The organism is Variovorax sp. 01T432 (assembly GCF_056398605.1).
The window spans coordinates 1-14,171 of sequence record NZ_JBFTPS010000067.1 but is presented as its reverse complement, the minus strand read 5'-3'; the positions used below and the strand labels follow the sequence as shown (position 1 = coordinate 14,171).

At 65.0% G+C, this 14,171-nt stretch carries 10 protein-coding genes and 3 tRNA genes; 9 read left to right on the top strand and 4 right to left on the bottom strand.

Annotated elements, in window-relative coordinates:
• Nucleotides 1-2 precede the first annotated feature (2 nt).
• The 7 genes from clpX (at nt 3) to AC1DNF_RS31400 (ending at nt 6,386) form a co-directional block, all read left to right on the top strand.
• Nucleotides 3-1,268: an ATP-dependent Clp protease ATP-binding subunit ClpX gene (gene clpX / locus AC1DNF_RS31430; RefSeq protein WP_478152579.1), complete on the top strand. Its 1,266-nt coding sequence runs from the start codon at nt 3-5 to the stop codon at nt 1,266-1,268.
• 119 nt (nt 1,269-1,387) lie between these two features.
• Nucleotides 1,388-3,829, top strand: coding sequence for an endopeptidase La (lon, locus tag AC1DNF_RS31425; protein WP_478152578.1), 2,442 nt, complete (start codon nt 1,388-1,390; stop codon nt 3,827-3,829).
• A gap of 63 nt (nt 3,830-3,892) precedes the next feature.
• Nucleotides 3,893-3,968 (top strand) — tRNA-Gly (locus AC1DNF_RS31420).
• 69 nt (nt 3,969-4,037) lie between these two features.
• Nucleotides 4,038-4,111, top strand: a tRNA-Cys gene (locus tag AC1DNF_RS31415).
• Between the two features lie 98 nt (nt 4,112-4,209).
• Nucleotides 4,210-4,302: transfer RNA gene (locus AC1DNF_RS31410), tRNA-Leu, on the top strand.
• Nucleotides 4,303-4,323: 21 nt separating this feature from the next.
• A complete protein-coding gene (locus AC1DNF_RS31405; protein WP_478152577.1) occupies nt 4,324-4,956 on the top strand; it encodes a DUF6806 family protein in 633 nt (210 codons plus the stop codon).
• Between the two features lie 74 nt (nt 4,957-5,030).
• On the top strand, nt 5,031-6,386 hold the full coding sequence (locus AC1DNF_RS31400) for an MFS transporter (RefSeq protein ID WP_478152576.1): 1,356 nt from the start codon (nt 5,031-5,033) through the stop codon (nt 6,384-6,386).
• 10 nt (nt 6,387-6,396) lie between these two features.
• Here AC1DNF_RS31400 and AC1DNF_RS31395 read toward each other — a convergent pair whose 3' ends face one another.
• From AC1DNF_RS31395 to AC1DNF_RS31385, 3 genes are read right to left on the bottom strand one after another with little or no spacing between them, the layout of a single operon-like run.
• Nucleotides 6,397-7,170 (bottom strand): PA3715 family protein, encoded by a 774-nt coding sequence (locus AC1DNF_RS31395; RefSeq protein ID WP_478152575.1) that lies wholly within the window; start codon nt 7,168-7,170, stop codon nt 6,397-6,399.
• A gap of 8 nt (nt 7,171-7,178) precedes the next feature.
• Nucleotides 7,179-8,006, bottom strand: a complete 828-nt coding sequence (murI, locus tag AC1DNF_RS31390) for a glutamate racemase (RefSeq protein ID WP_478152574.1) — start codon at nt 8,004-8,006, stop codon at nt 7,179-7,181.
• Nucleotides 8,007-8,029: 23 nt separating this feature from the next.
• The gene (locus AC1DNF_RS31385; protein ID WP_478152573.1) at nt 8,030-9,580 is read right to left on the bottom strand and encodes a fumarate hydratase; all 1,551 of its coding nucleotides are present in this window, start codon (nt 9,578-9,580) and stop codon (nt 8,030-8,032) included.
• 123 nt (nt 9,581-9,703) lie between these two features.
• Between AC1DNF_RS31385 and fumC the strand changes: the two genes are divergently transcribed.
• Nucleotides 9,704-11,098 (top strand): class II fumarate hydratase, encoded by a 1,395-nt coding sequence (gene fumC / locus AC1DNF_RS31380; protein ID WP_478152572.1) that lies wholly within the window; start codon nt 9,704-9,706, stop codon nt 11,096-11,098.
• A gap of 158 nt (nt 11,099-11,256) precedes the next feature.
• Here fumC and AC1DNF_RS31375 read toward each other — a convergent pair whose 3' ends face one another.
• Nucleotides 11,257-11,871 carry a YqhA family protein gene (locus AC1DNF_RS31375; RefSeq protein ID WP_478152571.1) on the bottom strand — a complete coding sequence of 205 codons (615 nt, stop codon included), beginning with the start codon at nt 11,869-11,871 and terminating at the stop codon, nt 11,257-11,259.
• A 164-nt stretch (nt 11,872-12,035) separates the two neighbouring features.
• Here AC1DNF_RS31375 and acs point away from each other — a divergent pair, with 164 nt between their 5' ends.
• Nucleotides 12,036-14,030, top strand: coding sequence for an acetate--CoA ligase (gene acs / locus AC1DNF_RS31370; RefSeq protein WP_478152570.1), 1,995 nt, complete (start codon nt 12,036-12,038; stop codon nt 14,028-14,030).
• Nucleotides 14,031-14,171 lie beyond the last annotated feature (141 nt).

Here is a 14,171-nt window from a genome sequence, read left to right as displayed (position 1 = left end):
CCATGGCCGAGAAAAAAGGCTCCTCCAGCGAAAAAACGCTTTACTGCTCGTTCTGCGGGAAGAGTCAGCACGAGGTCAAGAAGCTGATCGCCGGACCCTCGGTCTTCATCTGCGACGAGTGCATCGATCTTTGCAACGAGATCATTCGCGATGAACTGCCCGCTGGCGACGAGGCGCGCGAGGCGCGCAACGACCTCCCGACGCCGCTCGAGATCAAGACCAACCTCGACAACTATGTGATCGGCCAGGAGCCGGCCAAGCGGATGCTGTCGGTCGCGGTCTACAACCACTACAAGCGCCTGCGCCACAAGGAAAAGGCGAAGGGCGACGATGTGGAGCTCAGCAAGAGCAACATCCTGCTGATCGGCCCGACGGGTTCCGGGAAGACCTTGCTCGCGCAGACCCTGGCGCGCATGCTGGATGTCCCCTTCGTCATGGCGGACGCCACCACGCTGACCGAGGCCGGCTATGTCGGCGAGGACGTCGAAAACATCATCCAGAAGCTGTTGCAGAGCTGCAATTACGAGGTCGAGCGTGCCCAGCGCGGGATTGTCTACATCGACGAAATCGACAAGATCTCCCGCAAGTCCGACAACCCCTCGATCACGCGCGACGTGTCGGGCGAAGGCGTACAGCAGGCGCTGCTCAAGCTGATCGAAGGCACGATGGCCAGCGTGCCGCCGCAGGGCGGCCGCAAGCATCCGAACCAGGATTTCCTGCAGATCGACACGACCAACATTCTGTTCATCTGCGGCGGTGCCTTCGCCGGCCTCGAAAAAGTGATCGAAAACCGCACCGAAGCCTCGGGTATCGGCTTCGGCGCCTCGGTCAAGAGCAAGAAGCAGCGCAGCATCACCGAGGTGTTCAGGGAAGTCGAACCCGAAGATCTGATCAAGTTCGGCCTGATTCCCGAACTGGTCGGACGGATGCCCGTGGTGGCGTCCCTGGCCGAACTCAGCGAGGACGCGCTCGTGCAGATCCTGACCGAGCCGAAGAACGCGGTGGTCAAGCAATTCACGAAGCTATTGCAAATGGAAGGCGTCGATCTGGAAATCCGGCCGGCGGCCCTCAAGGCCATTGCGCGCAAGGCGCTTGCCCGCAAGACCGGTGCGCGCGGCCTGCGCTCGATCCTGGAGCAGTCGCTGATCGACACCATGTTCGAACTCCCGAACAAGACGAATGTCGACAAGGTCGTGGTTGAAGAGTCCACGATCGACGAGAACAAGCCGCCGCTCCTCGTGTACCGCGAGGCGGCCAAGAAGGCCTGAGTGAACGATCGGCCGGCCGTTTCCAGAAGGGCGCCCGGCGTTCTCGTCGAATACCGTGCCCGCGGACTTGAAAAGTGCGCGCGGCCGACCATCTTTCCGTGATCAAGTAAAGGATTTCCATGTCCGGTCATACCCCCCTGCCTGCCACCGAGCTCGACCTGCCGCTGCTGCCGCTGCGCGATGTGGTCGTGTTCCCCCACATGGTGATTCCGCTGTTCGTGGGTCGCCCGAAGAGCATCAAGGCGCTCGAACTCGCGATGGAAGCGGAGCGCCGCATCATGCTCGTGGCCCAGAAGGCCGCCGCCAAGGACGAGCCCTCTGTCGAGGACATGTTCGAGGTCGGTTGCATCTCGACCATCCTGCAGATGCTGAAGCTGCCCGACGGTACCGTCAAGGTGCTCGTCGAAGGACAGCAGCGCGCCCGTGTCAATCGTATCGATGACGGCGAAACCCATTTTTCCGCCAACGTGACGCCGGTCGAGGTCGCCGAGGCTGCCGCTCACAAGGGCACGGAGGTCGAGGCGCTGCGCCGTGCGGTGATGCAGCAGTTCGACCAGTATGTGAAGCTCAACAAGAAGATCCCGCCCGAGATCCTCACTTCGATCTCGAGCATCGACGATCCCGGCCGCCTGGCGGACACCATTGCCGCCCACCTCCCGCTCAAGCTTGACAACAAGCAGGCTGTTCTGGACCTGGACGACATCAAGGCGCGGCTGGAGAACCTCTTTGGCCAGTTGGAGCGCGAGGTCGACATCCTCAACGTCGACAAGAAGATCCGTGGCCGCGTGAAGCGCCAGATGGAGAAGAACCAGCGCGACTTCTACCTCAACGAGCAGGTCAAGGCCATCCAGAAGGAATTGGGCGAAGGCGAAGAGGGCGCCGACATCGAGGAGATCGAGAAGAAGATCAAGCTCGCCAAGATGCCCAAGGAAGCGCTCAAGAAGGCCGAGGGCGAACTCAAGAAGCTCAAGCTGATGTCGCCCATGTCGGCAGAAGCGACGGTGGTGCGCAACTACATCGACGTGCTGATTGGTCTGCCCTGGAGCAAGAAGACCAAGATCAAGCACGACCTCGCGAACGCCGAGGCGGTGCTCAACGAGGACCACTACGGGCTTGAGAAAGTCAAGGACCGCATCCTGGAATATCTCGCGGTCCAGCAACGTGTCGACAAGGTGAAGGCCCCGATCCTTTGCCTGGTCGGCCCTCCGGGGGTCGGCAAGACCTCGCTCGGGCAGTCGATCGCGAAGGCGACCGGCCGCAAGTACACCCGCATGGCGCTCGGTGGCATGCGCGACGAAGCGGAGATCCGCGGGCATCGCCGTACCTATATCGGCGCGCTGCCCGGCAAGGTGCTGCAGAGCCTGAACAAGATCGGCACGCGCAATCCGCTGTTCCTGCTCGACGAGATCGACAAGCTGGGCACCGATTTCCGCGGCGATCCGTCGAGCGCGTTGCTGGAAGTGCTCGACCCTGAGCAGAACCACACCTTCGGCGATCACTATGTCGAGGTCGACTTCGACCTGAGCGACGTGATGTTCGTTGCCACTTCGAACTCGATGAACATCCCGCCCGCGCTGCTCGACCGGATGGAAGTGATCCGTCTCGCGGGCTACACGGAGGACGAGAAGACGCACATCGCGCTGAAATACCTGCTGCCCAAGCAGATGAAGAACAACGGCGTGAAGGAAGAGGAACTCCTGATCACCGAAGAGGCGGTGCGCGACATCGTGCGCTACTACACGCGCGAAGCCGGCGTGCGGTCGCTCGAGCGCGAACTCTCCAAGATCTGCCGCAAGGTGGTCAAGGGCCTGCTGCTCAAGAAGATGGAGCCCAAGGTCATCGTCAAGGGCGAGAACCTCAACGAATTCCTCGGCGTGCGCAAGTTCAGCTTCGGTCTTGCCGAGAAGCAGAACCAGGTGGGTCAGGTGGTCGGCCTTGCATGGACGGAAGTCGGCGGCGACCTGTTAACGATCGAAGCCGTCACGATGCCCGGCAAGGGCGTCATCAGCCGCACCGGCTCGCTGGGCGATGTGATGAAGGAATCGGTCGAAGCGGCACGGACCGTGGTGCGCAGCCGCGCGGCTCGCCTTGGCATCAAGGACGAGGTCTTCGAGAAGCGGGACATCCACATCCACGTGCCTGACGGCGCGACGCCCAAGGACGGCCCGAGCGCGGGCGCCGCGATGACGACGGCTTTCGTGTCGGCGCTCACCGGCATCCCCGTGCGCGGCGACGTCGCCATGACGGGCGAGATCACGCTGCGCGGCGAAGTCACTGCCATCGGCGGCCTCAAGGAAAAGCTGTTGGCCGCCCTGCGCGGTGGCATCAAGACCGTGCTGATCCCCGAAGAGAACGCCAAGGATCTGCAGGACATCCCCGAGAACGTGAAGAACGGTCTCGAGATCGTGCCTGTGAAGTGGATCGACAAGGTGCTGGAGATCGCGCTCGAGAAGATGCCGACGCCACTGTCGGAGGAAGAAGTTGCAGCATCTGCCGCGGCCGTTGCTGAGCTCGCCAAGCAACGTGCGCCGCAACCGGTCGAAGGCTCGGTCAAGCATTGACGATGGTCGAGTGCCGAGCTTGCTGAGTCTCGAATTACTGGTATATAATTCGAGGCTCGAAACGCGGGAATAGCTCAGTTGGTAGAGCGCAACCTTGCCAAGGTTGAGGTCGAGAGTTCGAGACTCTTTTCCCGCTCCAGTTTTGAAAAAGGGAAGCAGTGGCTTCCCTTTTTTTCGCGAGTTCATGACCGACTTCGAGATAAAGCGTGGCGCGATAGCAAAGCGGTTATGCAACGGATTGCAAATCCGTCTAGCCCGGTTCGACTCCGGGTCGCGCCTCCACCGATCTCCGCTGACGCAGTGGCACTGATCAGACAGCCCCGCCAACCAATGTTGTCGGGGCTGTTTTTGTTTGGGGTATCGTCAGCATTCGACCCGACGCCCGGATGGTGAAATTGGTAGACACATCGGACTTAAAATCCGCCGCTTCCTGCATAAGGGGCGTACCGGTTCGACCCCGGTTCCGGGCACCACCACACTAAAGGGAGCAAGACATGCCTCGCTATAACGCTCCGTTCGAGATCCATGTGCACGGCGATGTGCCGCTGCGTTCCGACGTGAGCTTCGAGCAGATCCAGGAAGCGCTCAGCCCGCTCTGGAAATATGCCGGCGCCAAGTCGCTGGCCGATGGCGCCACCAGCGTCTATGAAGAAGAGCCGGGCATCCGGTTCGACCAGAAGGAGCACATGCTCCAGATCTGCTGGACCGTCGCTGGCGACGAGGATTTCCGCCAGGCACTCGACGAGATGTGCATGGCGCTGAATGAACTCTCCGAGCAAGGCGCGGCGCTCGAGGTGACCTTCTACGACACCGATTTCGACGAGGAAGAGGGCGACCCCGATGAGGAGTCGCGCGACGATTTCCTCATGCTCTTCGTCGGCCCGAATCCCGCGGCGATCATGCAGGTGCAGCGCGACCTGCTGGTCGAGGACGTCGTGAATCTGATGGAGCGTCACTTCGACGGCGCCGAACTCGGTGGCGTGGTGGCCGAGATCGACAAGCTCTTCGGGGACCGCTTCGATGCACTGGTGAACTCGCTGGAGATCGGCAAGCGTCCGCGCGGTGGTACCGGCGGCACCGGCGGCGGTGGTCACGGCGGGGGCCGCCGACCGCGTCACCTGCACTAGATCGCGCGTCACAGGCGGCGGGCCGTCAGGCTGCTCCGCTATGCTCGACGACGTTCTTCTTCAGGAGCCGTCGCTTGGCATCGCTTTCCCAGTCCGCTCTTCGCCCCGGCGTGCGCAAGCGCGAAGTGTTTGGCTGGGCCATGTACGACTTCGCCAACTCGGGCTACACCACTGTGGTCATCACGGCGGTGTTCGCCGCCTACTTCGTGGGGGGCATTGCCAAGGGCGCGCCTTGGGCAACCTTCGCGTGGACCGTTGCGCTGAGCATCTCCTATGCCATCGTGATGGTGACCATGCCGGCCATCGGCGCGTGGGCCGACCTCCATGCGGCAAAGAAACGGGTGCTGGCGATCGTGACTGCGGCCTGCGTGGTGGGCACTGCGGCGCTCGCCCTCACGCCGCGGCTCGGCGGCCCCTATGCGGTGGCGCTGGCGATGATGCTGATCATCATCTCCAACACCTTCTATTCGTACGGGGAGTCGCTCACGGGCGCGTTCCTGCCCGAGCTCGCCACCGTCGAAGGCATGGGTACGGTCAGCGGCTGGGGGTGGGGCTTCGGCTACCTCGGCGGCATGCTGACCCTGGGGCTGTGCCTGGCCTACGTGCTCTTCGCGCAGGGCAGGGGCCTGCCGGCGGCCCACTTCGTTCCGGTCACGATGCTGATCACGGCAGCGGTCTATGGGGTCGCGGCTTGCGCCACCTTCGCCCTGCTGCCCGAACGCGCGCTGCCGCAGGAGCCAGGCGTCGAACAGAGCGCCTGGCAACAGCTGTGCGACACCTTTCGCGAAGCACGCGCGTACCGCGACTTCATGTGGCTCCTGGCCTGCACCGTCTCCTATCAGGGTGGCGTCGCCGTGGCGATCACGCTCGCGGCTGTCTATGCCGAGGATGTCATCGGATTCGTCCCGAGCGAGACCATGGCGCTGATCTTCGTCCTCAACATCGCCGCCGCGCTCGGCGCCTTCGGCTTCGGCTACCTGCAGGACAAGATCGGCCACAGGCGTTCGCTCTCGGCCACGCTGGTGGCCTGGCTCGCCGTCTGTGTGATTGCGGCCCTGGTCACCACGAAGAGCGGCTTCTGGTGCGCCGCGACGATCGCCGGACTGGCCATGGGCTCGAGCCAATCGGCGGGCCGCGCCATGACGGGGATTCTGGCCCCGCCGCGTCAGCTCGCCGAGTTCTTCGGGCTCTGGACCTTCGCTACGCGCCTGGCGAGCATCATCGGGCCGTTGAGCTACGGCGCCATCACGTGGATGACGGGCGGCAACCACCGCATCGCCATCCTCTCCACCTCGGTGTTCTTCATCGGCGGCCTGTTGCTGCTGCTGCCGATCGACATGCGGCGTGGCCGCGAAGCCGCGCTCCGTGGCGAGCCTGAGGGCGCCGCGATGCCTAGCGCCGCCGTGACACCCGGCACCGGCCTGGCTTGAGGCCGGGGCCTCAGTCCCCCTTGGCGACTTTCGAGGACCGGTAGCTCGCACCGTCGAAGCGCAAGGTCTTCGATCCGAACTTCGCAGGCCGCTCCTGCGTCACGCAATCTTCACCCTGCTGTACGGACACGCTTTCGGAGCGCGTCTGCCGCAGCTGAAGATCGGCCAGGCCGTTGCTCGTACCGCGCCCGAGAGAGAGGCTGCCGCGAATGGTCTCGAAGCGGCTCGCGCAGTTGGTATCCCATTCGCCGTTCTCACGCGTCATCTCGAGCTGGTCGAGGACTTTGGCGAGCTTCGGGCCCCGCGGCAGGTAGAGAGACAGGGTTTCGCTCGAATAGGGATTCGCCTGCGAGGAACCCTGGTGGAGGATCCGCAGGCCGAAGGCGCGCGCGTCGGCAGCGAGCGTGTAGCGGGCGGTATCGACCTTGATCTCGGCGATGCGGACGGCGTCTTCGGTCAGCGCCGATTCCTCGAAGAGCCGGCTGACGATCGTCGCACGATCGGTATTGCCGTTGTCCGCCTGTTGCACGACCATCACGTCGAGATCGAAGTCCGAGAGTTCTCCCTCAGAACCCGAACCCGAGCGCGGCAGCGGCAGCACCACGATGAATCGGCCCGGCAAGCCGCGCCACGGCTCGCACACGGCGCGTTCGTGGTCGAGCTCGCGCTTGGGGTGCAGCTTCTTGTGCATGCGCTCCGCGAGGCCGGTATCGCAGGCGGCATGGCCGGCGATGCAGAAAGTGGCGAGGAGGGCGGCCACGCCGGCCAGGAGTCCGGAGCGCATCCTTGGCATCACGTGGCCGCGGCGGTGCCGGTCCGGGCGAGACTCGCCTGGCCGGCCGGACGGGTGAGCCAGCGCGCGGCGGCGGCGTCCAGGGCTTCGGGCGCGGCGCTGGCGAGCAGCGTGACATCGCCATCGCCTGCTTCGACGAGCTGCCCCGCCTGGGCGAGCAATCGCCGCGTCTGCTGCGCGACCGGCGCGCCGGTGTCGATGAATCGCACCGCGGGGCCGGTGCGGCGGCGCAGTTCATCGGCAATGAAGGGGTAATGCGTGCAGCCCAGCACCAGCGTGTCGATCTCGCCGGGCCCGGTGCCGAAGACACCTGCGGCCGCGACGTACCGTTCGCACAGCGCGCTGATTTGCGCGCCGTCGGACCGCTCGATGGCGCCCGCGAGGCCGTCGCAGGGCACGAGGCTGAACGTGGCCTGGTCGGCCAGCGACATCCGCAGCGCCTCGAACTTCCGGCTCTCCAGCGTCACGCGCGTCGCGAGAACCGCAATATGCCGGCTCTGGCTCAGCGCCACGGCCGGCTTGAGCGCCGGTTCGACGCCGACCAGCGGCAGGGAAGGGTAGTCGGCGCGCAGCTGATGGATGGCCGCTGCCGTCGCCGTGTTGCAGGCCACGACCATGGCCTTGATCTGATGCCGATCCAGCAGGTAGCGCGCGACCACGCTGCTGCGCTCGGCCACATAGGCATCGTCGCGCTCGCCATAGGGCGCATGGCCCGTGTCGGCGAAATAGACGAAGCGCTCGTGCGGCAACTCGTCGCGCAGGGCGTTGAGGACGCTCAGGCCCCCGACGCCGCTGTCGAACACGCCGATCGGTCGATTCGGGTTCATGCGTTGACCGATGGGAGCCAGGCTCAGGCTGCTTCCATCATGATGGTCTTGAACTCGCCGCTGGCGATGCGCTTCTGCCATTCGGCCGGCCCGGTGATGTGGGCGCTGGTGCCGCCGGCATCCACGGCCACCGTCACCGGCATGTCGACCACGTCGAATTCGTAGATGGCTTCCATGCCCAGGTCGGCGAAGCCCACCACCTTGGCCGTCTTGATCGCCTTGCTCACCAGGTAGGCCGCGCCGCCCACGGCCATGAGATAGGCGCTCTTGTGCTTCTTGATGGCCTCGATCGCCACCGGCCCGCGCTCGGCCTTGCCGATCATCGCGATCAGGCCGGTCTGGGCCAGCATCATCTCGGTGAATCCGTCCATCCGCGTGGCCGTGGTCGGGCCGGCCGGCCCCACGGCCTCGCCCTTGACCGGGTCCACCGGGCCGACGTAGTAGATGACGCGGTTGCTGAAGTCCACCGGCAGCTTCTCGCCCTTGGCCAGCATGTCGGCGATGCGCTTGTGCGCCGCGTCCCGGCCCGTGAGCATCTTGCCGTTGAGCAGCAGGGTGTCGCCCGGTTTCCAGCTGGCGACTTCCGCCGGCGTGAGCTTGTCCAGGTCCACGCGCTTGCTCTTGTTGTAATCGGGCGCCCATTCGATCTTGGGCCAGAGGTCCAGCGAAGGTGCTTCGAGGTAGACGGGGCCGGAGCCGTCGAGCACGAAATGCGCATGGCGCGTCGCCGCGCAGTTCGGGATCATCGCCACCGGCTTGCTCGCCGCATGCGTGGGGTACATCCGGATCTTGACGTCCAGCACCGTGGCGAGGCCTCCAAGACCTTGCGCGCCGATGCCGAGGGCATTGACCTTCTCGTAGAGTTCGATGCGCAGCGCCTCGACCTTCGTCAGCTCCGCGCCCGAGCGCTTCCTGGCCTGCAGCTCGTGCATGTCGAGGTCGTCCATCAGGCTTTCCTTGGCCATCAGCGCCGCCTTCTCGGCGGTGCCGCCGATGCCGATGCCCAGCATGCCCGGCGGGCACCAGCCCGCGCCCATGGTGGGCACGGTCTTGAGGACCCAGTCGACCACGCTGTCGCCGGGATTGAGCATGGCCAGCTTGCTCTTGTTCTCGCTGCCGCCGCCCTTGGCCGCGACGGTCACTTCGACGGTGTTGCCCGGCACGATCTCGGTGAAGATGACGGCGGGGGTGTTGTCCTTGGTGTTCTTGCGATCGAACTGCGGGTCGGCAACGACCGAGGCGCGCAGCATGTTGTCGGGGTGGTTGTAGCCCTGGCGCACGCCTTCGTTGATGGCGTCGTCCAGGCTGCCGGTGAAGCCGCCCCAGCGCACGTCCATGCCGACCTTGAGGAAGACGTTGACGATGCCGGTGTCCTGGCAGATGGGGCGGTGGCCGGTGGCGCTCATCTTGCTGTTGGTGAGGATCTGCGCCATCGCGTCCTTGGCAGCGGGGCTCTGCTCGCGCTCGTAGGCCTTGGCCAGGTGGGCGATGTAGTCGGCCGGATGGTAGTAGCTGATGTACTGCAGCGCGGCTGCGACCGACTCGATCAGGTCGGCTTGTTGGATGGTGGTCATTGCAAGGTCCGTGGGAGGGAAAAGCACCCGCTCGATGCGAGCCATTCTTGATTGCGACGATACTGGGCGGCTGCCCGGTGCGCGCCGCGCGCCCTCCATTTTGACAGCGGAGCATTTTTCATCATGACATCCTCCAAGACCCGAAGCGAACGCGATACTTTCGGCCCCATCGACGTGCCCGCCGACAAGCTCTGGGGCGCGCAGACGCAGCGTTCCTTGCAGAACTTCGACATCTCCGGCGAGCAGCAGCCGCGCGAGATCATCAAGGCGCTGGCGCAGGTCAAGCGCGCATCCGCGGTGGTGAACCACGCGCTGGGACTGCAGGACGAGAAGAAGACGAAGGCCATCGTCGCCGCGGCGGACGAGGTGATTGCCGGCCGGCATCCCGGCGAGTTCCCGCTGGTCGTGTGGCAGACCGGATCGGGCACGCAGACCAACATGAACGTCAACGAGGTCCTCGCCAACCGCGCCAGCGAACTCCTGGGCGGGGAACGCGGGGAGGGACGGCTCGTGCACCCCAATGACGACGTGAACCGCAGCCAGTCGTCGAACGACGTGTTCCCGACCGCCATGCATGTGGCCGCCGTCGATGCCATCACGCACAAGCTGCTGCCGGCCATCGCCAAGCTGCGCACCACGCTGCAGAAGAAGTCCAGGGACTTCGCCGACATCGTGAAGATCGGGCGCACCCACCTTCAGGACGCGACGCCGCTCACGCTCGGCCAGGAGTTCTCGGGCTACGTGGCACAGCTCGCCCACGGCGAGGCCCATGTGCGCGCCGCCTTGCCGCACCTGTGCGAGCTGGCGCTGGGGGGCACAGCGGTGGGCACCGGCCTCAACGCGCCGAAGGGCTATGCCGAGCAGGTGGCGGCAGAACTGGCCAGGCTCACCGGCCTGCCCTTCGTGACCGCGCCCAACAAGTTCGAGGCCATGGCCTCGGTCGACGGCCTGGTGCATGCGCATGGCGCCTTGAAGACCCTGGCCGCCAGCATGATGAAGATCGCGAACGATGTGCGCTGGCTCGCGAGCGGCCCGCGCAGCGGCATCGGCGAGCTCAGCATCCCCGAGAACGAGCCCGGCTCGTCGATCATGCCCGGCAAGGTCAACCCGACGCAAAGCGAGGCGGTCACGATGCTGGCCGCGCAGGTCTTCGGCAATGACGTCGCCATCAACTTCGGCGGCGCCTCGGGCAATTTCGAGCTGAACGTGTTCCGTCCGATGGTGGCACACAACTTCCTGCAGAGCGTGCGGCTGCTGGCCGACGGGATGGTGAGCTTCAACGACCACTGCGCGGTCGGCATCGAGCCCAACCGTGAACGCATCACCGAGCTGGTCCAGCGTTCGCTGATGCTGGTGACCGCGCTCAACACGCACATCGGCTATGACAAGGCGGCCTACATCGCCAAGAAGGCGCACAAGGAGGGCAGCAGCCTGCGGGATGCGGCGATTGCTTCGGGTCATCTGACGGCCGAGCAGTTCGATGCGTGGGTGATCCCCGAGAACATGACGGGGGGGTAATTGCTCGCCCCCGGGCTGCGCGCACTTCGTGTCGCTTCGCCTACCCCCTGCCGGGGGCAACACCGGCGGCCCGGCGGAGCCGGTTCCGCGGTGTTTCTGGGTTTCCCCTCCCGGCTTTGCGCACTTCGTGTCGCTTGCCTATCCGACGATGGGGCTCATCAATGGTCGGCGGGGGGTCTGGCCATCAGCTTGTCGGTGAAGGCGATCGCCATGGCCGACAGCAGGAAGGTGATATGGATCGCCGTCTGCGCGATCAGCACCCGGTCGGTGTAGTTGTCCGCGTTGATGAAGGTCTTCAGCAGGTGGATCGAGCTGATCCCGATGATCGCCGTGGCCAGCTTGACCTTCAGCACCGACGCATTCACGTGGCTGAGCCACTCGGGCTGGTCGCGATGGCCTTCGAGGTTCATGCGGCTCACGAAGGTCTCGTAGCCGCCGACGATCACCATGATCAGCAGGTTGGAAATCATGACCACATCGATCAGCGCCAGCACCACCAGCATGATCACGGTCTCGTTCAGCGTCGTGATCGGCGAAGTGGTCTTGTAGCCGATGCTGGTGATCAGCGACTGCAGCGCATCCTTGCTCCCGAAGGCCGCCTCGACCGGATGGTAGAGCTCGACCAGGAAGTGCATCACGTACACGCCCTGCGCCACGATCAGCCCGAGGTACAGCGGCAGTTGCAGCCAGCGGCTGGCAAAGATCAGGTTGGGCAGCGGACGCAGGGGCGAGACCTTGCCGGCTTCGGAGAGGAGAGGGGTGGGCGATGACATCGATACGGGCAGTTGGACGGGGAGCACTCGAAACCGCGGGATTCTAGGGCGGCCGAGGCGGGCTCCATGCAATGACCCCAATCGTTAACATCTCCCGTCAGATGTCCGTAAGTGCGGACCTCGACATTAGCGCCCGTAATAGCCTTGGCCAAGGAGACGAAGAAATGAGCAGCCCTTCCACGATCCAATCCGTCCTGGTTGAAAACCGCGTGTTTCCGCCGGATGCGCGCGCCACGACGGGCGCCCGCATCTCGGGCATGGCCGCCTACGACGCGCTCTGCAAGGAGGCCGCCGACGACTTCGAGGGATTCTGGGCCCGCCAGGCGCGCGCCAACGTGGTCTGGACCAAGCCCTTCACGCGCACGCTCGATGAATCCAACGTGCCCTTCTACCGCTGGTTCGACGACGGCGAACTCAATGCCTCGGCCAACTGCCTGGACAAGCACATTGGCACGCCGGTCGAGAACAAGACGGCGATCGTCTTCGAAGCCGACGACGGCGCGGTCACCGAGGTGACCTACAAGGACCTCCTCGCACGCGTCTCGCAGTTCGCCAACGCGCTGAAGGCGCAAGGCATCCAGAAGGGCGACCGCGTCATCATCTACATGCCGATGACCATCGAAGGCGTGATCGCGATGCAGGCCTGCGCGCGCATCGGCGCGACACACAGCGTGGTCTTCGGCGGCTTCTCGGCCAAGGCGCTGCAGGAACGCATCATCGACGCCGGGGCCGTGGCCGTCATCACCTCCAACTTCCAGATGCGCGGCGGCAAGGAACTGCCGCTCAAGGCCATCGTCGACGACGGCATCGCCCTGGGTGGCTGCGAATCGATCAGGACGGTGCTGGTCTACCAGCGCACCGCGACCGCCTGCAACATGGTGGCCGGCCGCGACAAGACCTTCGACGAGGCGCTGAAGGGCCAGAGCACCGAGTGCGCGCCCGTGCCGGTCGGCGCCGAGCATCCGCTCTTCATCCTCTATACCTCCGGCTCGACCGGCAAGCCCAAAGGCGTGCAGCATTCGACCGGCGGCTATCTGCTGTGGGCCAAGCTCACGATGGACTGGACTTTCGACATCCGCCCCGAGGACGTGTTCTGGTGCACCGCCGACATCGGCTGGATCACCGGCCACACCTACGTGGCCTACGGTCCGCTGGCGGCGGGGGCCACGCAGGTGGTGTTCGAAGGCGTTCCCACCTTCCCGCACGCCGGCCGCTTCTGGCAGATGATCGAGAAGCACAAGGTCTCGATCTTCTACACCGCGCCCACGGCGATCCGCTCGCTCATCAAGGCCGCCGACAGCGACGAGAAGGTACACCCGAGGAACTGGAACCTGTCGTCCCTGCGCATCCTCGGCACCGTGGGCGAGCCGATCAATCCCGAAGCCTGGATGTGGTACTACCGCAATATCGGCCTGGAGAAGTGCCCGATCGTCGACACCTTCTGGCAGACCGAGACGGGCGGCCACGTCATCACGCCGCTGCCGGGCGCGACGCCGCTGGTGCCGGGTTCGTGCACCTTGCCGCTGCCGGGCATCATGGCGGCGATCGTCGACGAGACCGGCAAGGACATCCCCAACGGCGCGGGCGGCATGCTGGTCATCAAGCGCCCCTGGCCCTCGATGATCCGCACCATCTGGAACGACCCCGAGCGCTTCAAGAAGAGCTACTTCCCGGAAGAGATGGGCGGCTCGATCTACTTGGCCGGCGATGGCGCCGTGCGCAGCGCCGACCGGGCCTACTTCCGCATCACGGGCCGCATCGACGACGTGCTCAACGTGTCGGGCCATCGGCTCGGCACGATGGAGATCGAATCCGCGCTGGTGTCCAAGACCGACCTGGTGGCGGAGGCGGCGGTGGTCGGCCGCCCGGACGACCTGACCGGCGAGGCGGTTTGCGCCTTCGTCGTGCTCAAGCAGGGCCGCCCGAGCGGCGACGAGGCCAAGCGGATCGCCACCGAGCTGCGCAACTGGGTGGCCAAGGAGATCGGCCCCATCGCCAAGCCCAAGGACATCCGCTTCGGCGAAAACCTGCCGAAGACGCGCAGCGGCAAGATCATGCGGCGCCTGCTGCGAAGCATTGCCAAGGGCGAGGCCATCACGCAGGACACCTCGACGCTGGAGAACCCCGCGATCCTGGAGCAGCTCGGCCAGGCCTACTAAGAAACTCATGCCATCGAACGCCGAATTTGACTGTGACCCCGGTTTCATGCCCCGGGGTCAGGCCTGCCTGATGGCGAACTACTAAGAAACTCATGCCATCGAACGCCGAATTTGACTGTGGCCCCGGTTTCATGCCCCGGG

Coding starts and splice junctions, on each gene's coding strand:
- clpX (WP_478152579.1), top strand. CDS start 3: ATGGCCGAGAAAAAAGGCTCCTCCAGCGAAAAAACGCTTTACTGCTCG.
- lon (WP_478152578.1), top strand. CDS start 1,388: ATGTCCGGTCATACCCCCCTGCCTGCCACCGAGCTCGACCTGCCGCTG.
- AC1DNF_RS31405 (WP_478152577.1), top strand. CDS start 4,324: ATGCCTCGCTATAACGCTCCGTTCGAGATCCATGTGCACGGCGATGTG.
- AC1DNF_RS31395 (WP_478152575.1), bottom strand. CDS start 7,170: ATGCGCTCCGGACTCCTGGCCGGCGTGGCCGCCCTCCTCGCCACTTTC.
- murI (WP_478152574.1), bottom strand. CDS start 8,006: ATGAACCCGAATCGACCGATCGGCGTGTTCGACAGCGGCGTCGGGGGC.
- AC1DNF_RS31385 (WP_478152573.1), bottom strand. CDS start 9,580: ATGACCACCATCCAACAAGCCGACCTGATCGAGTCGGTCGCAGCCGCG.
- fumC (WP_478152572.1), top strand. CDS start 9,704: ATGACATCCTCCAAGACCCGAAGCGAACGCGATACTTTCGGCCCCATC.
- AC1DNF_RS31375 (WP_478152571.1), bottom strand. CDS start 11,871: ATGTCATCGCCCACCCCTCTCCTCTCCGAAGCCGGCAAGGTCTCGCCC.
- acs (WP_478152570.1), top strand. CDS start 12,036: ATGAGCAGCCCTTCCACGATCCAATCCGTCCTGGTTGAAAACCGCGTG.